Origin of the sequence: Isoptericola sp. NPDC057653, assembly GCF_042799955.1 — a bacterium.
Classification (GTDB): domain Bacteria; phylum Actinomycetota; class Actinomycetes; order Actinomycetales; family Cellulomonadaceae; genus Isoptericola.
Genome location: NZ_JBHVHP010000001.1, coordinates 2,446,434 through 2,465,885, shown reverse-complemented (window position 1 = coordinate 2,465,885; position 19,452 = coordinate 2,446,434). Strand labels below are relative to the sequence as shown.

Annotated in this window: 23 protein-coding genes; 11 read left to right on the top strand and 12 right to left on the bottom strand. The window is 75.6% G+C overall.

From position 1 onward, the window contains the following. Positions 1 to 77 precede the first annotated feature (77 nt). Positions 78 to 596 (bottom strand): GNAT family N-acetyltransferase, encoded by a 519-nt coding sequence (locus ACFU9A_RS11260; RefSeq protein ID WP_430575301.1) that lies wholly within the window; start codon positions 594 to 596, stop codon positions 78 to 80. 22 nt (positions 597 to 618) lie between these two features. Between ACFU9A_RS11260 and ACFU9A_RS11255 the strand changes: the two genes are divergently transcribed. From ACFU9A_RS11255 to ACFU9A_RS11245, 3 genes are read left to right on the top strand one after another with little or no spacing between them, the layout of a single operon-like run. Next, positions 619 to 789 carry a hypothetical protein gene (locus ACFU9A_RS11255; RefSeq protein ID WP_430575300.1) on the top strand — a complete coding sequence of 57 codons (171 nt, stop codon included), beginning with the start codon at positions 619 to 621 and terminating at the stop codon, positions 787 to 789. Further along, positions 786 to 1,388 carry a DUF1684 domain-containing protein gene (locus ACFU9A_RS11250; protein ID WP_430575299.1) on the top strand — a complete coding sequence of 201 codons (603 nt, stop codon included), beginning with the start codon at positions 786 to 788 and terminating at the stop codon, positions 1,386 to 1,388. Before ACFU9A_RS11255 ends, ACFU9A_RS11250 begins: the two co-directional genes overlap by 4 nt. A 59-nt stretch (positions 1,389 to 1,447) precedes the next feature. Then, the gene (locus ACFU9A_RS11245) at positions 1,448 to 2,431 is read left to right on the top strand and encodes a quinone oxidoreductase family protein (RefSeq protein ID WP_430575298.1); all 984 of its coding nucleotides are present in this window, start codon (positions 1,448 to 1,450) and stop codon (positions 2,429 to 2,431) included. 31 nt (positions 2,432 to 2,462) lie between these two features. On the opposite strand, the gene ACFU9A_RS11240 is transcribed toward ACFU9A_RS11245, so the two are convergent. Continuing rightward, positions 2,463 to 2,897, bottom strand: coding sequence for a VOC family protein (locus ACFU9A_RS11240; protein WP_430575297.1), 435 nt, complete (start codon positions 2,895 to 2,897; stop codon positions 2,463 to 2,465). Positions 2,898 to 2,973: 76 nt separating this feature from the next. Between ACFU9A_RS11240 and ACFU9A_RS11235 the strand changes: the two genes are divergently transcribed. Together ACFU9A_RS11235 and ACFU9A_RS11230 are read left to right on the top strand one after the other, a co-directional pair. Beyond that, positions 2,974 to 3,765, top strand: coding sequence for a methyltransferase domain-containing protein (locus ACFU9A_RS11235; protein WP_430575296.1), 792 nt, complete (start codon positions 2,974 to 2,976; stop codon positions 3,763 to 3,765). A 35-nt stretch (positions 3,766 to 3,800) separates the two neighbouring features. Beyond that, positions 3,801 to 4,586: an LLM class F420-dependent oxidoreductase gene (locus ACFU9A_RS11230; RefSeq protein WP_430575295.1), complete on the top strand. Its 786-nt coding sequence runs from the start codon at positions 3,801 to 3,803 to the stop codon at positions 4,584 to 4,586. A gap of 49 nt (positions 4,587 to 4,635) precedes the next feature. Here ACFU9A_RS11230 and ACFU9A_RS11225 read toward each other — a convergent pair whose 3' ends face one another. The 4 genes from ACFU9A_RS11225 to ACFU9A_RS11210 form a co-directional block, all read right to left on the bottom strand. Continuing rightward, the gene (locus ACFU9A_RS11225) at positions 4,636 to 5,532 is read right to left on the bottom strand and encodes an SDR family NAD(P)-dependent oxidoreductase (RefSeq protein WP_430575294.1); all 897 of its coding nucleotides are present in this window, start codon (positions 5,530 to 5,532) and stop codon (positions 4,636 to 4,638) included. Continuing rightward, positions 5,525 to 8,137, bottom strand: a complete 2,613-nt coding sequence (gene pheT / locus ACFU9A_RS11220; RefSeq protein ID WP_430575293.1) for a phenylalanine--tRNA ligase subunit beta — start codon at positions 8,135 to 8,137, stop codon at positions 5,525 to 5,527. Before pheT ends, ACFU9A_RS11225 begins: the two co-directional genes overlap by 8 nt. Next, positions 8,137 to 9,210 carry a phenylalanine--tRNA ligase subunit alpha gene (pheS, locus tag ACFU9A_RS11215; RefSeq protein WP_430575292.1) on the bottom strand — a complete coding sequence of 358 codons (1,074 nt, stop codon included), beginning with the start codon at positions 9,208 to 9,210 and terminating at the stop codon, positions 8,137 to 8,139. Before pheS ends, pheT begins: the two co-directional genes overlap by 1 nt. A 179-nt stretch (positions 9,211 to 9,389) precedes the next feature. After that, on the bottom strand, positions 9,390 to 10,061 hold the full coding sequence (locus ACFU9A_RS11210) for a 2'-5' RNA ligase family protein (RefSeq protein WP_430575291.1): 672 nt from the start codon (positions 10,059 to 10,061) through the stop codon (positions 9,390 to 9,392). An 87-nt stretch (positions 10,062 to 10,148) separates the two neighbouring features. Between ACFU9A_RS11210 and ACFU9A_RS11205 the strand changes: the two genes are divergently transcribed. Then, entirely contained in the window at positions 10,149 to 10,814 is a 666-nt protein-coding gene (locus ACFU9A_RS11205; protein WP_430575290.1) for an SRPBCC family protein, read from the top strand. Between the two features lie 26 nt (positions 10,815 to 10,840). Here the strand turns inward: ACFU9A_RS11205 and ACFU9A_RS11200 are convergent, their stop codons facing one another. The 4 genes from ACFU9A_RS11200 to infC all read right to left on the bottom strand — a co-directional run bounded on the left by ACFU9A_RS11200 (position 10,841) and on the right by infC (position 13,495). Beyond that, positions 10,841 to 11,704, bottom strand: coding sequence for a TrmH family RNA methyltransferase (locus ACFU9A_RS11200; protein WP_430575289.1), 864 nt, complete (start codon positions 11,702 to 11,704; stop codon positions 10,841 to 10,843). Between the two features lie 46 nt (positions 11,705 to 11,750). Further along, positions 11,751 to 12,134, bottom strand: a complete 384-nt coding sequence (gene rplT, locus ACFU9A_RS11195) for a 50S ribosomal protein L20 (protein WP_079576292.1) — start codon at positions 12,132 to 12,134, stop codon at positions 11,751 to 11,753. A 90-nt stretch (positions 12,135 to 12,224) separates the two neighbouring features. Continuing rightward, positions 12,225 to 12,419 (bottom strand): 50S ribosomal protein L35, encoded by a 195-nt coding sequence (gene rpmI, locus ACFU9A_RS11190; RefSeq protein WP_430575288.1) that lies wholly within the window; start codon positions 12,417 to 12,419, stop codon positions 12,225 to 12,227. Between the two features lie 101 nt (positions 12,420 to 12,520). Next, entirely contained in the window at positions 12,521 to 13,495 is a 975-nt protein-coding gene (gene infC / locus ACFU9A_RS11185) for a translation initiation factor IF-3 (RefSeq protein WP_430575382.1), read from the bottom strand. A gap of 463 nt (positions 13,496 to 13,958) precedes the next feature. Here infC and ACFU9A_RS11180 point away from each other — a divergent pair, with 463 nt between their 5' ends. The 5 genes from ACFU9A_RS11180 to ACFU9A_RS11160 all read left to right on the top strand — a co-directional run bounded on the left by ACFU9A_RS11180 (position 13,959) and on the right by ACFU9A_RS11160 (position 17,874). After that, positions 13,959 to 14,429, top strand: coding sequence for a Fur family transcriptional regulator (locus tag ACFU9A_RS11180; protein ID WP_430575287.1), 471 nt, complete (start codon positions 13,959 to 13,961; stop codon positions 14,427 to 14,429). Positions 14,430 to 14,461: 32 nt separating this feature from the next. Continuing rightward, on the top strand, positions 14,462 to 15,979 hold the full coding sequence (locus tag ACFU9A_RS11175) for a catalase (RefSeq protein ID WP_430575286.1): 1,518 nt from the start codon (positions 14,462 to 14,464) through the stop codon (positions 15,977 to 15,979). A 92-nt stretch (positions 15,980 to 16,071) separates the two neighbouring features. Further along, positions 16,072 to 16,437 carry a DUF1844 domain-containing protein gene (locus tag ACFU9A_RS11170; RefSeq protein ID WP_430575285.1) on the top strand — a complete coding sequence of 122 codons (366 nt, stop codon included), beginning with the start codon at positions 16,072 to 16,074 and terminating at the stop codon, positions 16,435 to 16,437. Position 16,438: 1 nt separating this feature from the next. Further along, complete coding sequence (locus ACFU9A_RS11165) at positions 16,439 to 17,032, top strand: hypothetical protein (RefSeq protein WP_430575284.1); 594 nt, start codon at positions 16,439 to 16,441, stop codon at positions 17,030 to 17,032. Then, positions 17,029 to 17,874, top strand: a complete 846-nt coding sequence (locus ACFU9A_RS11160; RefSeq protein WP_430575283.1) for a S1C family serine protease — start codon at positions 17,029 to 17,031, stop codon at positions 17,872 to 17,874. Before ACFU9A_RS11165 ends, ACFU9A_RS11160 begins: the two co-directional genes overlap by 4 nt. Before the next feature lie 17 nt (positions 17,875 to 17,891). Here ACFU9A_RS11160 and ACFU9A_RS11155 read toward each other — a convergent pair whose 3' ends face one another. Next, a complete protein-coding gene (locus ACFU9A_RS11155; protein WP_430575282.1) occupies positions 17,892 to 18,704 on the bottom strand; it encodes an SseB family protein in 813 nt (270 codons plus the stop codon). Further along, a complete protein-coding gene (gene priA, locus ACFU9A_RS11150) occupies positions 18,701 to 19,432 on the bottom strand; it encodes a bifunctional 1-(5-phosphoribosyl)-5-((5-phosphoribosylamino)methylideneamino)imidazole-4-carboxamide isomerase/phosphoribosylanthranilate isomerase PriA (protein ID WP_430575281.1) in 732 nt (243 codons plus the stop codon). Before priA ends, ACFU9A_RS11155 begins: the two co-directional genes overlap by 4 nt. Between the last annotated feature and the right edge of the window lie 20 nt (positions 19,433 to 19,452).

The window sequence follows — 19,452 nt, the reverse complement described above, 5'->3', positions numbered from 1 at the left end:
TACATACGTATGCAGCGCGCGGGGACCCCCCTTCCAGGAGCCGGGCACGACCCCGGCGGGGAGCCCGCGCGGGGGGGTCAGCCGGCCAGCGGCAGGTACATCACGTGCAGCCCGACGTACCCGTGCGCCGCGCTGCGGAAGGCGCCCGGCACCGTGCCCACGACCTCGAACCCGAGCGAGCGCCACAGCCGCACCGCGGCCTCGTTCGTCTCGACCACCGCGTTGAACTGGATCCCCCGGTAGCCCTGCTCCCGGTGCCAGGCGACGACGTGCTCGCCGAGGGCCCGGCCCACCCCGCGACCCCGCGCGGCGGGCGAGACCATGAACGACGCCGTGCCCACGTGGTCACCGCGACCGGGGCGGTTCGGGCCCATCTTGGCCGTGCCGAGGAGGGCGCCGTCCGCGCCCTCCGCGACGACGGTCGCGCCTGGCGCCCGCTCCAGCCACAGCGCGCGACCCTGGTCGCTCGTGAGGTCGGACGGGTAGGCGTAGCTCTCCCCCGCCCGCACGACGCCGTCGACGATCGGCCACAGCGCCGGCCAGTCGTCGTCGGTCGTGGGGCGGATCGTCAGCGGGGCGCGAGTGTCTCCGGTCACCCGCGAAGCATAGGGTCGGGCCGTGACCTCGACCCCCACCCACGACGCCGTCTCGGCCGCGGTCGCGGCGGCCTACGACGCCCGCGCCGCCACCTACGACGAGAGCGCCAGGCACCGCGAGCCGGCCGCCGAGGTCGCCGCGTCCTGCGCGCTCGACGACCGCTCCGCGGATTCCGCCGGGGCGGCGTCGTGACCCCCGCCGCCGCCCTCGAGCTCGCGGACTGGCGCCGCCGCGTCGCGGAGCTGTACGCGGCGGTGCGGGCCGCGCCGGACCCGGTGGAGGGCCACGCGACATGGCGGCAGGGGCGCGACGACCTGTTCCGCACCCACCCCCAGAGCCCGCTGCCGGCGGGCGACCCGCTGCGCGCGTCGGGCCTGCCCTTCTGGCCCTACGACCCCGCGCTGCGCTTCGAGCTGCCCCTGCGGCCGGCCGCCCCGGCCACCCTCGACGTCGACACCGGCGCGGACGGCACGACCGCGATGGAGCGGGTCGGCGTGCTCGAGCTGCCTGGCCTCGGCACGCTCGACGTCTGGTGGCTGGCCCAGTACGGCGGCGGGCTGTTCGTGCCCCTGCGGGACGGGACGGCCGGGGCCGGGTCGTACGGCGGGGGCCGCTACCTGCTCGACACGACCAAGGGCGCGGACCTCGGCGGGACGGGCGGGCGGATGGTCGTGGACCTCAACTTCGCCTACCACCCGTCGTGCCGCTACGACCCGGCGTGGACCTGCCCGCTCGCGCCCGCCGGCAACCGGGTCGGCGCGCCCGTGCGCGCCGGGGAGCGGATGGCCTGACGGGACGCGCCCGACCTGCCCCGACCGGCAGCCGGTCGACGGTGCGTAGGCTCGGAGCCATGCACGCAGTGGTGGCCCGCGCGGCGGGTGGTCCCGAGGTCCTGGAGTACGTCGAGCGGCCCGACCCGTCGCCCGGCCCGGGAGGCCTGCTGGTCCGCGTCGCGGCAGCGGGGGTCAACTTCATCGACACGTACCGCCGCGCCGGCGTGTACGCGGTGGACTACCCGCACGTCGTCGGGGTCGAGGGCGCCGGCACGGTCGAGGCGCTCGGCGACGGAGTCACGGGATTCGCCGTGGGCGACCGCGTGGCCTGGAACGAGGCGCCCGGCTCGTACGCCGAGCTGGCGGTCGTGCCCGCCGCGAACGCCGTGCGCGTCCCCGCGGGCCTCGACCTCGTCACGGCGGCGGCGCTGCCGCTGCAGGGCATGACGGCGCACTACCTGGTGGCGTCCACCTTCGAGGTCGGCCCCGGCCACGACGTCCTGCTCACCGCCGGCGCGGGCGGCGTGGGCCTGCTCGCCACGCAGCTCGCCGTGGCGCGCGGCGGCCGCGTCATCACGACGGTCTCCTCGCCCGAGAAGGCGGCACTGTCGTCGGCGGCGGGTGCCGCCCACACGGTGGACTACGCGGCCATGGGCGACATCGCCACGGAGCTGCCCGCCGTCGTGCGCGACCTCACCGACGGCAGGGGCGTGCACGTGGCGTACGACGGTGTGGGGCGCGCGACGTTCGACGCCTCCCTCGCCTCCCTGCGCCCGCGCGGCACGCTGGTGCTGTTCGGCGGCGCGTCCGGCCAGGTGCCCCCGTTCGACCCGCAGCGGCTCAACTCGGGAGGCTCGCTGTACCTCACCCGGCCCACCCTGGCGCACTACACCCTGACCCGCGGGGAGCTGGAGTGGCGCGCGTCCGAGGTGCTGGGCGCCGCGGCGTCGGGCGACCTCGACGTCCGCGTGGGGGCCACCCTCCCGCTCGCCGCGGCGGGGGACGCGCACCGCGCCCTCGAGGCGCGAGCCACCACGGGCAAGGTGCTCCTGGTCCCCTGACCGGCGCAGCGCCGGGCCCGCCCGCCCGGCGTCAGCGCGCCGCCGGGCCCGACACGTGCCAGCGGTGGCCGTAGGGGTCCACCACCCAGGCGTTCCGCCACCCCTCCTGGGGCCCGTCGTCGACGCCGCGCTCGAGCCGCACCCCGGCATCCACCAGGTGCGCGACGAACGCGTCGGCGTCGTCGACCTCGATCGCCAGCGACACCGACCAGCCACCGAGCGTGAGGGGGCTGAGCACGCGCATCGACTCCCACTCGTCGGCGAGGTAGACCGTCGCGCCGCCGATGCGGAGCTCGGCATGGCCGACCACGCCGTCGTCCTCGATCCGAAACTGCTCCTGCGCGCCGAAGGCCCGCCGGTAGAAGTCGATGGCCTCGGCCGCACCGCGCACGGCCAGGTAGGGCACGACGGCGGCGGGGCTGCCCGGTGAGCGGCCGGGCGGGATGGTGGTGGCGTCGGGTTCCATGCCGACAGCCTGGTGCGTGGCGTCCGCGCCCGCTAGTCTCTCGACATCAAGAGACTTGACGTCGAGAGGAATTGCCGTGGCCGACTGGTCCCCCACCGCGTACCTGCGCTACACCGACGAGCGCTCCCGCCCCTTCGGCGAGCTCGTCGCCCGCGTGCTGCGCGAGCCGGCGAGCGTCGTCGACCTCGGCTGCGGCCCGGGCCACCTCACCCCGGTGCTGCGCGAGCGCTGGCCGCACGCCTCGTTCGTCGGCCTCGACGCGTCGCCCGCGATGATCGAGCGCGCCCGGGCCGCCGACCCCTCGGGACGGTACGAGCTCGCCGACGTGCGCGACCACGCCGCCGGCCGCGGCCCCGCTCCCGAGGCCGACCTCGTGATCAGCAACGCCACGCTCCAGTGGGTGCCCGGGCACCTCGACCTGCTCCCGGCGCTCGCCGCGACCGCCCGCCAGACCTTCGCGTTCTCGGTCCCCGGCAACCACGACGCCCCCAGCCACCGGCTGCTGCGCGAGGTCGCGGGCCGCGAGCCCTACGCCGACGCCGTCGGGACCGTGGAGCGCCGCGCCGTCGCCGACCCCGCGGAGTACCTCGAGATCCTCGCCGCGCCCGGCTGGTCGGTCGACACCTGGGAGACCACCTACACGCACGTGCTCGACGGCGAGGACCCGGTGCTGCGCTGGATCTCGGCCACGGGCGCGCAGCCGGTGCTGCACTCCCTCGACGCCCACGACGCCGCGCACGGTACGGGCCTGCGCGCGCGGTTCGACGCCGAGTTCGGCGCTGAGCTGCGGGCGGCCTACCCGCGGCGCCCGTTCGGCACCCCGCTGGCCTTCCGCCGCGTGTTCGCGGTCGCCACGCGGACGGCATGACCCGGGCTCCGTCCGGCGGTCGTAGGCTCGGGCACGTGACCGACACCACCCACCCGATCCGCATCGGGGTCCAGCTCCAGCCGCAGCACGCCGACTACGCCCAGATGCGCGACGCCGTCCGGCGCGCCGAGGACGCCGGCGTGGACGTGATCTTCAACTGGGACCACTTCTTCCCGCTCTCGGGCGACCCCGACGGCAAGCACTTCGAGTGCTGGACGATGCTCGGCGCCTGGGCCGAGCAGACCGAGCGCGTGCAGATCGGCGCGCTCGTCTCGTGCAACTCCTACCGCAACCCCGAGCTCCTCGCGGACATGGCCCGCACGGTCGACCACATCAGCGGCGGCCGGCTGATCCTCGGCATCGGCGCGGGCTGGTTCGCCAAGGACTACGAGCAGTTCGGGTACGAGTTCGGCACCGCGGGCTCGCGCATCGCCGACCTGGGCGAGGCGCTCCCCCGCATCAAGGCGCGGCTCGCGGCGGGCAACCCCGCCCCGACGCGGGAGATCCCTGTCCTGATCGGCGGCGGGGGCGAGAAGAAGACGCTGCGCCTCGTGGCCGAGCACGCCGACGTCTGGCACTCGTTCGGCGACGTCGACACCCTGACCCGCAAGTCCGCGATCCTCGACGAGCACGGCGCGGCCGTCGGGCGCGACACCGCCGCGCTCGTGGAGCGCTCGGTCGGCGTGGGTGCCCCGCCGGAGGAGGTCGGGCAGAAGCTGCTCGACGCCGGCGCCACCCTGTTCACGATCGGCACGAGCGGGCCCGACTACGACCTGTCCCTCGTCGAGCAGTGGATCCGCTGGCGCGACGAGCGCCACTGACCCGTCCGCCCTGGGCCCGCCGGCCGCCGGTCAGCGACCGGTGAGCACGTCAACGACCGACGAGCATCGGGCCGAGCGGGTCGTCGTCCGCCGCCGGCTGCACCCGCAGCCGGCGTGCGGCCGGCGCCGTCGCGGCGCGCGCGAGCCGCGACAGCGAGTCCGGGGTGTCGTGCGAGGCGCGGACGAACCACCCGGAGCAGGCGTCCAGGTCGCCGCGCGCGAACGCCGTCACCAGGTCCACGGTCCGCTCGACCGGCGTCCACTCGGTCCGCCCCACGTGCGCGCGCATCGCGCCCGTCATGTCCGTGCGCACCACCCCGGGCGCGACCTCCAGGACCCGCAGGCCGCGCGAGTGGCCGGCGTCGTGGAGGCCGGCGCCGAGGCGCATCAGCGCCGTCTTGCTCGCGTTGTAGGCCGTCGCGTCCGCGTTGTCGTGCGAGCCCGCGCCGCTGTTGAGGTCGACGACGCGCCCGCCGCCCCGGGCGAGCATCCCCGGCACCGCGTGCCGGGCCAGCAGGAACGGCCCGCGGACGTTGGTCTCGACCACCGCCCACCACTCGTCGGGGTCGGCCTCCCACAGCGGCACCTCGGCGTCGATGCGGCCCGCGTTGTTCACGAGCAGGTCCACCGAGCCGAGCCCGCCGTCTGCCGGTGCCGCCTCGGCGGACCGCACGGCGGCCGCCACGGCGGCCACGTCGGTCACGTCGGTCGGGAGCTGGAGGGCGACCCGGCCGAGAGCGCGCACCTCGGCCGCCACCTCCGCGAGGCGGCCGGGGTCGCGCGCGACGAGGGCGACGTCCAGGCCCGCCGCCGCGAGCCCGAGCGCGACGGCGCGGCCGATGCCCCGGCTCGCGCCGGTGACGAGCGCGGTCCGGGCCGCGGGGACCGTCGTGGGGACGACCTCCCGCGGCCCGGGGCCGACGCGCGACCCGGCCTGCTCAGCCACGCAGCACGGCCCCCACGCGCTCCGCGGCCGCCGCGACGACGCCCTCGCGGACGGCACGCACGTCGTCCGCGGTGAGGGTGCGGTCCGCGGCGCGCAGCCGCACCGAGTAGGCGAGAGACTTCTTGCCCTCCCCCACCTGGTCGCCGGTGAAGACGTCGAACAGGCGCGCGTCCTCCAGCAGCGAGCCGGCGCCCGCCACGACGGCGGCCTGCACGTCCGCGGCGGGCACCGCGGCGTCGACGACGAACGCGAAGTCCTCCTTCGCGGCCGGGAACGCCGACACCGGGGACGCCGTGACCGGCTCGTCCCCGCCCGCGGCGATCAGCGCACCGAGGTCGAGCTCGAACGCCGCCGCGCGGGCCGGCAGGGCGAGCGCCTCGACGACCTTCGGGTGCAGCTCGCCCGCGTGCCCGACGACGGTGCCGTCGGCGAGCGTGAGCGCCGCGCAGCGCCCGGGGTGCCACGGCATGGTGACCGCGTCGGCCACGACCGTGACCTCGGCCCCGGTCCGCTCGGCCACCAGGCGGGCGGCCGCGAGCGCGTCCGTCCAGTCGGCCGCGCGGCCGTCGCCCCACCAGCCGGCCGGGCGCGCCCTGCCGGTGAGCACCCCCGCGACGTGCCGCGGCTGGGCGGGCACCGCGGTGACCAGCGCCGTGAGGTCCTCGTCGGACGGTCGGACGCCGACGGGCAGCTGCGGCGGCGCGGGCGTGCCCGGCACCGGCCGCGTGACCAGGCCGACCTCGAACACCGCGACGTCCGGCAGCCCGCGCGACACGTTCCGGCGCGCGGTCTCGAGCAGCGTCGAGAGCAGGTCGGCGCGCAGGAACGGGCGGTCGTCGGCCAGCGGGTTGGCCAGCCGCAGCGTCTCGCGGCGGACGTCGTCGGCGGGCAGGCCGAGCGCGTCCAGGTCCGCCTGCCCGACGAACGGGTAGGACAGCACCTCGACGAGCCCTGCCTCCGCGAGGGCGCGCGCCACCGAGCGGCGCGCGCGCTGCTCGGTGGTCAGGCCGCGCCCGCCGGGCGCGGCCGGGAGCACCGACGGGATCTGGTCGTAGCCCGCGATGCGCACGACCTCCTCGACCAGCGCCGCCGGCTCGGTGAGGTCGGGACGCCACGACGGCGGCGTCACGCGCACCGCGTCCACGGCGGCACCCGCCACCGCGTCGGTCACGGTGCAGCCGATCTGGACGAGGATGCCCACCACCTGCGCCCGGTCGTACTCGACGCCCGACAGCCGGGTGGGCAGCGTCACGTCGAGCCGCACGGGCTTGGGCGGCGTCGTCGCGTCCAGGTCGCTCACGGCCGGGTCGGCGGTGCCGCCGCCCAGCTCGACCAGCAGGTCGACCACGCGCTGCGCCGCGACGGCGGGCAGCAGCGGGTCCACGCCGCGCTCGAACCGCTTGGCCGCCTCGGACGGCAGCCGGTGGCGGCGCGCCGTGCGGGCCACGGTGATCGGGTCGAAGTGCGCGGCCTCGACGAGCACGTCGGTGGTCGCGTCGCCCACCTCGGACGACGCCCCGCCCATGACGCCGGCCAGGCCGAGCACCCGCGCGCCGCGCCCGCCCGCGGGCGAGTCGGTGATGAGCAGGTCCTCGGCGTCCAGCGCGCGGTCCACGTCGTCGAGCGTCGTGAGGCGCTCCCCCGGAGCCGCCCGGCGGACGACGATCGGCGCGGCGACCCCGGCCAGGTCGTAGGCGTGCAGCGGCTGTCCCAGGTCGAGCATCACGTAGTTGGTGACGTCGACGGCCAGGGAGATCGAGCGCATGCCCGAGCCCTCCAGGCGCCGCTTCATCCAGTCCGGGGTCGGGGCGGCGGGGTCGATGCCGCGCACGACGCGGGTGACGAACCGGTCGCAACCCACCTGGCCGTGGATCGGCGCCGCGTCGTCGACCTCGACCGCGAACCCGTCGGCCGTGGCGGCCGGCGGGGGCACGGGGAGGTTCGCGGCGAGCCCCCGGTCCGTGAAGCGCGCGCCCGTGGAGTGGGAGTACTCGCGCGCCACGCCGCGGTAGCTGAACGCGTACCCGCGGTCCGGGGTCACGTTGATCTCGAGCACCTCGTCGCCGAGCCCCAGCAGGGCGATCGCGTCCTGGCCCGGGGTGAGGTCCGCGGCGTCGAAGCCGGCGCGGGTGAGCACGAGGATGCCGTCGTGGTCCTCGCCGATGCCCAGCTCGCGCACGGAGCAGATCATGCCGTCCGAGACGTGGCCGTAGGTCTTGCGCGCCGCGATCGCGAAGCCGCCGGGCAGCACCGTGCCCGGCAGCGACACCACGACGAGGTCGCCCACGCCGAAGTTGTGCGCACCGCAGATGACGCCGCGCGCGCCGCCGGCGGGGACGTCGGCGTCGTCGACGCCCTTGATCTGCGTGGCGTTGTGCTCCGGGCCGACGTCGACCAGGCACCAGTTGACGGTCTTGCCGTTCTTCTGCGGCTCGGGCGTCTGCGCGAGCACGCGGCCCACGACGAGCGGGCCGGTGACGGCGGCGGGGTGGATCTCCTCCTCCTCCAGGCCGACCTTCACCAGCGCCGCCGCGAGCTGCTCCGCGGTGAGGTCCGCCGGCAGCTCGACGTGGTCGCCGAGCCAGTCAGTGACGATGCGAGGCATCAGATCTCCGTCCCGAACTGGGTGGAGAAGCGCACGTCGCCCTCCACGATGTCGTGCATGTCCGCGATCGTGTGACGCAGCATGAGCGTGCGCTCGATGCCCATCCCGAAGGCGAAGCCCTGGTACTCCTCGGGGTCGATCCCGGCCGCCCGCAGCACGTTCGGGTTGACCATGCCGCAGCCGCCCCACTCGATCCAGCCGGCCCCGCCCTTCTTCTGCGGGAACCACAGGTCCATCTCGGCGCTGGGCTCGGTGAAGGGGAAGAAGCTCGGGCGCAGCCGCGTGCGCGCCTCCGGGCCGAACATGGCGCGCGCGAACGCGTCGAGCGTGCCGACCAGGTTCGCCATCGTCAGGCCCTTGTCGACCGCGAGGCCCTCGACCTGGTGGAAGACCGGGGTGTGCGTGGCGTCCAGCGCGTCGGTGCGGAACACCTTGCCCGGGCACGCGACGTACAGCGGCACGCCGCGGGAGAGCAGCGAGCGCGACTGCACCGGCGACGTGTGCGTGCGCAGCACGAGGTTGGACGGCTTGCCGCCCTCGCCCTCCACGTAGAACGTGTCCTGCATCTGCCGGGCCGGGTGGTCCGGGTCGAAGTTCAGGGCGTCGAAGTTGAACCACTCCGCCTCGACCTCGGGCCCGTCGGCGATCTCCCAGCCCATCCCGACGAAGAAGTCCGCGACGCGCTCCTGGACCAGCTCGATCGGGTGCCGCGCCCCGAGCGGTCGCCGGTCGGTCGGCAGCGTGACGTCGACGGCCTCGTCGACGAGGACGCGCTCGTCCCGCTCGGCCTCGAGCTCGGCCTGGCGCGCGGCGATCGCCTGGTTCACGCGGCCGCGGCGGGGGCCGACGTTCTTGCCGGCGGCGGCCTTGTCGGCGCCGGGGAGGGCTCCGATGGCGCGGTTCGCCTGCGCGAGCGGGCTCTTGTCCCCGGTGTGGGCGCTGCGGACGGCCTTGAGCTCGTCGAGGTCGCTCGCCGCGGCGACGGCGGCGAGGGCGTCGTCGACCGCGGCGTCGAGGGCCGGGACGTCGAGCGGGTCGGGGCCGAGGTCTGAGGGGGGTGCGGGCGTGGACATGCGTGCCTTCCTGAGAGGGTCCCTGCGAAGGGGTGTGGCGGCGGGGTCAGTTTAGGTGCCCGCCAGGGCCTGTCAGGTCGGCGTCCGCGGTGCCGCGCGCGCTCAGCGCGCGGGCGCAGCCGGGACCGGGCCCGTGGCGGGCCCGGTAAATCGACGGTCGCGGTGTGTCACGCCCCCCATCATGGCACGGGAGGCTCGGCGCCGTCGTGGCCCGCGAGCGGGACGACCGCGACGTCCTCGTGCAGCGGGCCACCGGAGCGCCCCTCGCCGAGCCGCGAGGCGACCACGTGGACGGTGTCCACCTCCCAGGTGGGCCCGCGGTAGACGGCGAGGGCCTGCGCCCACGGCACCAGCGGCGAGGCCTCCGGCTCACGGCCGCGCGGGCGCCGCGAGCCGCCGCGCGCGCCGGCCACGGCCCGGCCGCCGTCCCCGGCGCGCAGGGTGGCCCGCGCGACGGTGAGGTGCGGGCGGCCCGAGGCGCGGTCGGAGGCGGGCAGGCCGGCAGCGCCGACCGCGGCGTCCTGCGCGAGCCCGGCCGCGCGGCGCAGGTCGTCGACCGCCCCCGCCACCCCCACCCAGAGCGTCCGGCCGCCGAAGGACCCGCTCCCGGCCAGGACCAGCCCGAACGGCGGCACGTCGGCCAGCGCGAGCCGCAGCGCCTCCACGTAGCCGGGCACGGCGCCGTCGGGTACCTCGCCGTGGAAGACGAGCGTCACGTGGCGCTGCTCGGGCGGCACCCAGCGCAGGCCGCGGCCCGGGTCCGAGCGCGCGCCGCCGCCCACCCCCGCGAGGGCGAGCTCGAGGTGGCTTCCGGCGGCGGCGGACGGGTACACGGCCGTGAAGAGGCGCATGGCGCGATGCTAGGCCCGCACCGGGCGACCGGGCAGGTCCGCGCCCGTTCCCGCGCGCCCCGCCCCGGGTGACGGCAGGCTGAGCTCATGCCCTCGTCCAGACGTGTCTTCGCCGCGACGACCCTGGCCGCCCTCGGGGTCGGGGCAGCCCTCCTGACGCGACGGATGACGCAGACCTGGGGCACGTCGGCCCTGGAGGCCGACCTCCCGCTGCCCGGCGACGACCTCGTGCCGGCGGCCGACGTCGTCGCGACCCGCGCCGTCGGCATCGGCACGCCGCCGTCCGAGGTGTGGCCCTGGCTCGTCCAGCTCGGGTACGGACGCGGGGGGTTCTACTCCCACGACCGCCTGGAGCGGATGGTCGGGCTGGACATCCGCTCCGCGGACCGCGTGGAGGCGGCGTGGCAGGACCTCGCGGTGGGCGACCAGGTCGACCTCGCCGACGGGTTCGGGCTCCGGGTGGCGGCCATGCAGCAAGGGCGCCACCTCGTCCTGCACGGCGGCGGTCCCGGGCCTGGTGGGCCGGCGGCAGGTCCGCCGCCGTTCGACTTCTCGTGGGCGTTCGTGCTGCTCCCGTGGGAGGGGCGCGCCGTCGGGACGCGGCTGCTGGTGCGCGAGCGCTACCGGGCGCGGGGCGCGGCCGGACGCCTGGTCGTGGAGGCCACCCAGCTGGTGAGCTGGGTGATGTCGGCCGCGATGCTGCGCGGCATCCGCGACCGGGCGGAGGGGCGCCTCGCGCGACCCGTGGGCTAGCGCTGGGCGCGGCCGCTGGCGTGGAGTCAGTCGGAGCGGACCGCGCGCTGCGCGCGCCCGCTCGCGTAGAGGCAGACCGTGGCGGCGGTGGCCAGGTTGAGCGACTCGGCGCGGCCGCGGATGGGCACGCGCACGACGGCGTCCGCCAGGGCGCGGTCCGCCTCGGGCAGACCCCACGCCTCGTTGCCGAAGACCCAGGCCGTGGAGCCGGCGAGGTCTGGCTGCCCGGCCGGCGCGGAGCCGGCCACGTCGAGCAGGTCGTCGAGGTCGTGGACGCCCGTGCCGTCGGCGGCGAGGACGACGCAGCCCGCGTCGTGCACCGCGCCGACGACGTCGGCCAGGGGCACCCCCGTCACGACCGGCAGGTGGAAGAGCGAGCCGGCCGTGGAGCGCACGACCTTCGGGTTGTGCACGTCGACGCTCTCGCCGGCGAGCACCACGAGGTCCGCCCCGGCGGCGTCGGACGCGCGGATGACGGTGCCGGCGTTGCCCGGGTCGCGGACGTTCGCGAGCACGGAGACCAGCAGGGGCCGCGCGTCGAGCCCGCGCAGGGCGTCGTCGAGCGCGAGCGGGCGGGCCCGCACGACCGCGAGCACGCCCTGGGCGTCGGGGCTCATCGCCTCGAGCACCTCGGGCGTGCCCACGTGCAGGCGCAGCCCGGCGTCGTCGGCCGCCGCCACGATCTCGTCGTAGCGCTCGGCCGCCGCCGGGGTGAGGTACAGGTCCCGGACGTCGGCGGGCGCGTGGCGCACCGCCTCGCGCACGCCCTGCGGTCCCTCGACGAGGAACTGTCCGTGCCGGGAACGCGCAGGACGCCCGGACAGCGCCCTGACCTGCTTGACCCGGTCGGCTCGCGGGTTGGCGAGCGTCACGTCGGGGATGCGGGGCATCGACAGATCAGGGGTGTCCGGGCGTCCGGGGTGCTGAGCGGTCGGCTCAGGCGGCCTTGGGCGCGTTGACGTCGGCCGGCAGCGCGTCCTTGGCGACCTGGACGAGCGCGTTGAACGCCGCCACGTCGTTGACCGCGAGCTCGGCGAGCATGCGACGGTCGACCTCGACACCAGCGGCCTTCAGGCCCTGGATGAGGCGGTTGTAGGTCAGCCCCTGCGCGCGGGACGCAGCGTTGATGCGCTGGATCCACAGCTTGCGGAAGTCGCCCTTCTTCGCCTTGCGGTCGCGGTACGAGTAGACGAGGGAGTGGGTGACCTGCTCCTTCGCCTTCCGGTACAGGCGCGAACGCTGGCCGCGGTAGCCGCTGGCGCGCTCGAGGGTCGTACGGCGCTTCTTGTGGGCGTTGACCGCCCGCTTCACGCGTGCCACGTGATGCTCCTTGCAGTGTCGGGACCGGAAGTGGACCCGGCGGTCGAGCTCGCCGGTGTGGTACCGGAGAGCGGGTGACCGCCGAGGGCGTCACATACCGAGCAGCTTCTTGATGGTCTTGACGTCGGCGGCCGAGACCACCTGGTCCTGGGCCAGACGGCGGGTACGGCGGCTGGACTTGTGCTCGAGGTAGTGGCGAGCGTTCGTCTGCTCACGCATGACCTTGCCGCTGCCGGTGACCCGGAAACGCTTCTTGGCGCCGGAGTGCGTCTTGTTCTTCGGCATGACTGCCGTCTCTCCTCGTGTCGGTCACCCGCCGGGTGGCGGGGACGTGGTGCGGACCGGGGCCGGCGAGCGGCCCGGTGCCAGATGGTCGGTATGAGGCCTCAGCGCCCCGCGCGGGGGGTCGGCTTCGGACGCGGGGCCGGCGGCCGCGGGGTGCCGGGCTTCGGCGTCGCGGGCTTCGGCGTCGCGGCCGCAGCCGGCTTGGCCGGGGTCGCGGGCTTCGGCGCAGCGGCGGGCTTGGCCGGCGCCGCCGCAGCGGCCTTGGCCGGAGCAGCCTTCGCCGGAGCGGCCTTGGCCGGGGCGGGCGCCTTCTTCTCGGCCACCTTCCGGGGCTCCGGAGCCGGCTCGGCGACGGGCGCCTCCTCGACGACGGGCGTCTCGGGGGCCTCGTCGACGACGGGAGTCTCGGGAGCCTCGTCGACGACGGGCGCCTGCTCGACCGCGGGCGCCTCCTCGACGACGGGCGTCTCGGGGGCCTCGTCGACGACGGGCTCGGCGGAGACCGGCGTGGTGTCGCCCTCGGCGCGCGCACGCGCCTCGGCCTTGACCTCCGACTTGGTCTTGCGCTGCGCGTTGATCTCGCTGGACCGCTTGCGCTGCTCGACCTTGGCGTCGGCCTTCTTCTTCACCGGGCCGAGCACCATGGTCATGTTGCGGCCGTCCTGCTTCGGCATCGACTCGACGAAGCCGAGGTCCGACACCTCTTCCGCGAGGCGCTGCAGCAGGCGCACGCCCATCTCCGGGCGCGACTGCTCGCGACCGCGGAACATGATCATGACCTTGACCTTGTCCCCCGCCTCGAGGAAGCGGACGACGTGGCCCTTCTTGGTGCCGTAGTCGTGCGGGTCGATCTTCAGGCGGAACCGGATCTCCTTGAGGACCGTGTTCGCCTGGTTGCGCCGCGCCTCGCGCGCCTTCATGTCCGACTCGTACTTGAACTTGCCGAAGTCCATGAGCTTGGCGACGGGCGGACGGGCGTCCGGGGCCACCTCGACGAGGTCGAGGTCGGCGTCCTGGGCAAGCTTCAGGGCGACTCCCGTGGCGACCACGCCGACCTGCTCCCCGCCCGGGCCGATGAGTCGGACCTCGGGGACGCGGATCCGATCGTTGATGCGAGGCTCGCTGATGGTGATGCTCCTAGGAACTCGTCGGTAGACCGCCAGGGACGGGAAAGGCCCCCGACCTGAGCACAGGTGGAGGCCATCTACCGACGCCGGGGCGCGAACGCTCCGGCGACCGAGGCGGACGCCCACGACGAGCGTCCGACCGGGACCCGGCCCCTGTCGGCGCCATGGGCGCTCGGTCGGTGCTCGGGTGGGATGGAATCCACTTGATGCACCTGGACCCGGCGACGGCGGCTCGCTCGGAGCACCGTGCGCACGGATACAGGTCGGTCAGCCATCGAGACTAGCACGAGATCGGCGCCGGCACGGTCTCGGCCCCGGCCCGCCGGGTGTGACGTGCGGCTCCCGCGCGCCCCCGACGCCACCCCGCGGACTTTACTGGAATCGTTCCAGAATGTGTGGCAGGGTCGCCGTCATGACCACGGCAGGGACGGACGACGTGCTGCTCCGGGAGCGCGGACTGCGCGTCACCGGCTCGCGGCTCGCCGTCCTGCGCGCGCTCTCCGAGCACCAGCACGCCACCGCGGACGACGTCGTGCGCGCGGTGCGCGCCGACTTCGGCTCGGTGTCCGTGCAGGCCGTCTACGACTGCCTGCACGCGCTCACGTCCGTCGGCCTGCTGCGCCGCATGGAGCCGGCGGGCCACCCCGCGCGGTACGAGCGCCGCACCGGCGACAACCACCACCACGTGGTGTGCCGCTCCTGCGGCACGGTCGCCGACGTCGACTGCACGGTGGGGCACGCGCCCTGCCTGACGCCGAGCGCGTCCCACGGCTTCGCCGTCGACCTCGCCGAGGTCACCTTCTGGGGCCTGTGCCCCACCTGTGCCGGCGGCACCGCTGCCGACCCCGTCCCGGCGGCCGGGTCCACCGGCACGACCATCTGAACCGGAACCCCCCTGAGAGAGGACGTCATCACATGACGACGCCGTTCACGACGACGCAGACCGGTACCCCGGTCGCGAGCGACGCGCACTCCCTGACCGTGGGTGCGGACGGGCCCACCGTCCTGCACGACCGCTACCTGGTCGAGAAGCTCGCCTCCTTCAACCGCGAGCGCGTGCCCGAGCGCAACCCGCACGCGAAGGGCGGCGGCGCCTTCGGCGAGCTCGTCGTCACCGAGGACGTCTCGCGCTACACCCGCGCCGCCGTCTTCCAGAAGGGCGCGACGAGCGAGACGCTCCTGCGCTTCTCCTCCGTCGCGGGCGAGCAGGGCTCCCCCGACACCTGGCGCGACGTGCGCGGCTTCTCGCTGCGCTTCTACACGACCGAGGGCAACCTCGACATCGTCGGCAACAACACCCCGGTGTTCTTCCTCCGCGACGCGATGAAGTTCCCCGACTTCATCCACTCCCAGAAGCGCCTCGGCGCCTCGGGCCTGCGGGACGCCGACATGCAGTGGGACTTCTGGACCCTCTCCCCCGAGACGGCCCACCAGGTCACCTACGTCATGGGCGACCGCGGCCTGTCGAAGTCGTGGCGCCACCTCAACGGCTACGGCTCGCACACCTACCAGTGGGTCAACGCCGAGGGCGAGCGCTTCTGGGTGAAGTACCACTTCATCTCCGCCCAGGGCGTGGAGCACATGTCGGCCGAGGACGGCGAGCGCATCGCGGGCGAGGACGCGGACTACTACCGCCGCGACCTGTACGAGGCCATCGACCGCGGCGACTTCCCCTCGTGGGACGTCAAGGTCCAGGTCATGCCGTACGAGGACGCCAAGGACTACCGCTTCAACCCCTTCGACATGACGAAGGTCTGGCCGCACGCGGACTACCCGCTCATCAAGGTCGGCACGTTCACGCTGAACCGCAACCCGCGCAACTTCTTCGCGGAGATCGAGCAGGCCGCGTTCTCGCCGGGCAACCAGGTGCCGGGCACCGGCATCTCGCCCGACAAGATGCTCATGGCCCGCGTGTTCGCCTACAACGACGCGCACCGCCACCGCATCGGCGCCAACTTCAACCAGCTGCCGGTGAACCAGGCGCACGCCGCGCCCGTGGCGAACTACATGCACCAGGGCCCGATGCAGTACCACTTCAACGGCCCGGAGCACCGCGTCTACACGCCGAACTCCTTCGGCACCGAGGGCGGCCCCGTGGCCGACCCGGCCCGCGGCGCCGAGGCGGCGTGGGAGTCGGACGGCGCCCTGCTGCGCTCCGCCCAGACCCTGCGCTCCGAGGACTCCGACTTCGGCCAGGCGGGCACCCTCTACCGCGAGGTCTTCGACGACGGCGCCAAGGCGCGCTTCCTCGAGACCCTCACGGGCCAGGGCCTCGCGATCACGATCGACGAGATCCGCGAGCGCTTCTTCGGCTACTGGACGAGCGTCGACGCCGAGCTCGGCGCCAAGCTGCGCGCCGAGGTCGAGGCCGGCCGTGCCCCCCGCCCCACGGCGGTCGGCTCCGGCCCCGACGTGGAGCCCGTCGGCATCTGACCGTCGCACCACGCGCAGCCGAGGCCGGGTCCCCGCCGGGGGCCCGGCCTCGGCCGTCGTCGCCCGCCCGCCCCGATGCGAAGATGGTCCCCATGAGCACCACGCCCGACGCGACCCCCACCACCACCGAAGACTCCGCGACGCGCGACATCGCCGATGTCGCCGCCGTCGAGGTGATCACCGCCGCCGCGGTGCACCTCATGAGCGCCGCCGCCGTGAAGTGCGGCCTGGCGGAGGACGCCGAGGCGCAGGATCACCTCGACCTCGACGAGGCCCGCAAGCTCATCACCGCGCTGGCCGCGCTCGTCACGGCCAGCGCCCCCGACATCGGCAACCAGCACGCCCGCTCCCTGCGCGACGGGCTCAAGTCGCTGCAGCTCGCGTTCCGCGAGGCGTCGGTCGTGCCGGACGCCCCGGGCGAGGGCCCCGGCGAGAAGTACACGGGCTCCGTCGTCTGACATGTCCGCCCCGTCCGCCTGGCCGCCGCCTCCGTCGCCGGACCCGGCACCGGACCCGGCGACGCCGGCCGGCGCCGGGCCGGCGCGACGCCGCGACCGGCGGACGGCGGTCGTCGTGCTCGCCCTGCTCCTCGCCGGCGCGCTCGGCGTCGGCGCGTACCTGTGGGTCACCACGGCGCGCTGGCAGGCCCACAGCGACACCTGGGAGGGCGAGGCCCGTGGGTACGCCGACCGCGTCGCGGCCCTCGACGCGGAGCTGAACGCCACCGACGCCGAGCTCGTCGCCGCCCGCGAGCAGCTCGCCACCGCGACCGCCCGCATCACCGACCTCGCCAACGAGAAGGCCCAGCTCGGCGACGAGAACGTGGCCTCGCAGCAGTACGTGGACTACCAGCGCCGCGTGAGCGAGGCGGCGGGCGTCGTGACGACCGCCCTGGGGGACTGCGTCGACGCGCAGTCCCAGCTCATCTCCGCGCTGGAGGACCGCGACGCCTACGACGCGAAGGACCTCGACCGGTTCGCGTCCGACGTCGGCACGCTGTGCAAGCAGGCCTCCAAGGCGAGCGACCAGCTCCAGCGGGAGCTCGATCAGTGACCCGGCCGCCCGGCCGCCGGGCCGAACGGGCGCTGCGGCCGGCGCCCGTCCTGCTCCTCGCCGCGGCCCTCGCCGGGTGCGGGGTGCTGCCCTCGTTGCCCGACCCGGTGCCGAGCGACGTCGTGCCGACCGGCGTGGCCCCCAGCGCCGCCCCGTCGCTCGACCCGAGCGGCGCCGAGGGCCTCTCCCCCGACGGCTTCGACGCCGTCCAGCGGATGGCCGTGCGGATCCGCAACGTCGGCTGCAGCGGGCTGTCGACAGGCTCGGGCTTCGCGGTCGACGAGCACACCCTGATCACCAACCGGCACGTGGTGGCCGACTCGGAGACGCTCGAGGTCAGCACGTACGACGGCCGTGACCTCACGGTCGCGGCCGCGGGAAGCGCGTCGCTCGCCGACCTCGCCCTCGTGCGTACCGCCGACCCGCTGCCCAGCCACCCGACCCTCGCCGACGCCGACCCGGCACCGGGCGACGCCGTGACCGTGGTCGGCTACCCGGAGGGCGGCCGTCTCACGATCACGGCCGGGGAGGTCATCGGGCCCACGACGGACCCGTTGCACGAGAACCTGGGCGAGGTGCTGCTCACCGACGCGACCGTCGAGCCCGGGTCGTCCGGGTCCGCCGCCCTCGACGAGGACGGCCGGGTGATCGGCGTCGTGTACGCGAAGACCTCCGACGACCGGTCCCTGCTGGTGCCCGTGTCCACGCTCGAGCGCGTGCTGGACGACACCGACGGCTTCCGGGCGCTGCCGCCCTGCGCCGAGCCGACCGACCAGCCCACGGACCCGCCCTCGGGCGAGGCGACGGACCGCCCCTCCGGCACCGCGACCGACGAGCCGTAGCCGCGCCGGGCGCGCGGTCAGCGAGCGGCGCCGACGCGCAGCTCGAGGGAGTCGACGCGCGAGGAGATCACCGCCGAGGCGCCCAGCCGGGCGTTCACCTGGGCGAGCACGCGGTCCAGCCCCGCCCGGTCCAGGCCGGGGTCGAGCGCCAGGACGACGGCGATCTCCGCGCGCCGGCCGCGCTCGGCGTGCGCGCGCACGACGTGCTGCACGGGGGCCGCGGCGTCCGCCACGGCCGTGGCGACCTCCGCGTCGACCTCGGGGGCACCCTCCGGGCCGTCCACGAGGGCGGGCAGCCACTCGTGCCCCTGCGCGAGCGCCCACACCGCGGGCCGCGGCACGAGGGCGGTGGCCGGGCCGGCGGGGTCGACCACGAGCAACGACCAGTCCTCGCTGACCGCCGACAGCGCCGCGCGGGGCGCCTCGACGGGCACGGGGCGCGCATCGGCGCGCCAGGCCCGCATCGCGTCGACCGACGTGAAGACGGGCAGGGCGCGGCGTCCGTCGGGCGCCTCGATCGCCACGACGCCGGCCGCGGCCTCCTTGTCGACGTGCAGCTCCTGCGTCCCGGACGGGCCCTCGTGCTCGACGACGTCCGCCACCGCGAGCTCGGCCAGCACGGGCACCAGCACGCGGGTGGCGGCGAGACGGCGGACGACGTCCCGGAGCGACCCGGCGCCGTCGGCGTGCGCCCGGAGCAGCCGGGCGAGCTCCGGGTCGGCGGTGCCGTCGTCGCCCGCGAACTGCGAGGTGGGCTGGATCGACTTCAGGTGGCCCGGCAGGGCCCGCCCCTCGTCGGCCTCGCCGGTGCCGCCGGCGGGGGTCGTCACGGCCGGCCCGCCACGTCGAGCGCCTCGGGGAGCGTGAACGCCCCGGCGTACAGCGCCTTGCCCACGACGGCGCCCTCGACGCCGTCCGGCACCAGGGCGCGCAGCGCCTCCAGGTCGGCGAGGGACGAGATCCCGCCCGACGCGACCACCTTGGCGGGCGTGCGCGACGCGACCTCGCGCAGCAGGTCGACGTTGGGGCCGCGCAGCGTGCCGTCCTTGGTCACGTCGGTGACGACGTAGCGCGCGCACCCGGCGTCGTCGAGCCGCGCGAGCACCTCCCACAGGTCGCCGCCCTCCTGCGTCCAGCCTCGGGCGGCGAGCGTCGTGCCGCGCACGTCGAGGCCCACCGCGACGGCGTCGCCGTGCTCGGCGATGACGCGGGCGGTCCACTCCGGGTCCTCGAGCGCCGCGGTGCCGATGTTGACGCGGCGCGCGCCGGTCGCGAGGGCGCGCTCGAGGGACGCGTCGTCACGGATGCCGCCGGACAGCTCGACCTGCACGTCGAGCTCGGCCACGACCTGCGCGAGGAGCTCGGCGTTCGACCCGCGGCCGAAGGCGGCGTCGAGGTCGACGAGGTGGATCCACTCGGCGCCGCCGGCCTGCCAGTCGCGGGCGGCGGCCAGCGGGTCGCCGTAGGACGTCTCGGAGCCGGCCTCCCCCTGCACGAGGCGGACGGCCTGGCCGTCGGCGACGTCGACGGCGGGCAGGAGCACGAGGCGGTCGGTCACGGGGTTCTCTCCATCGGTCG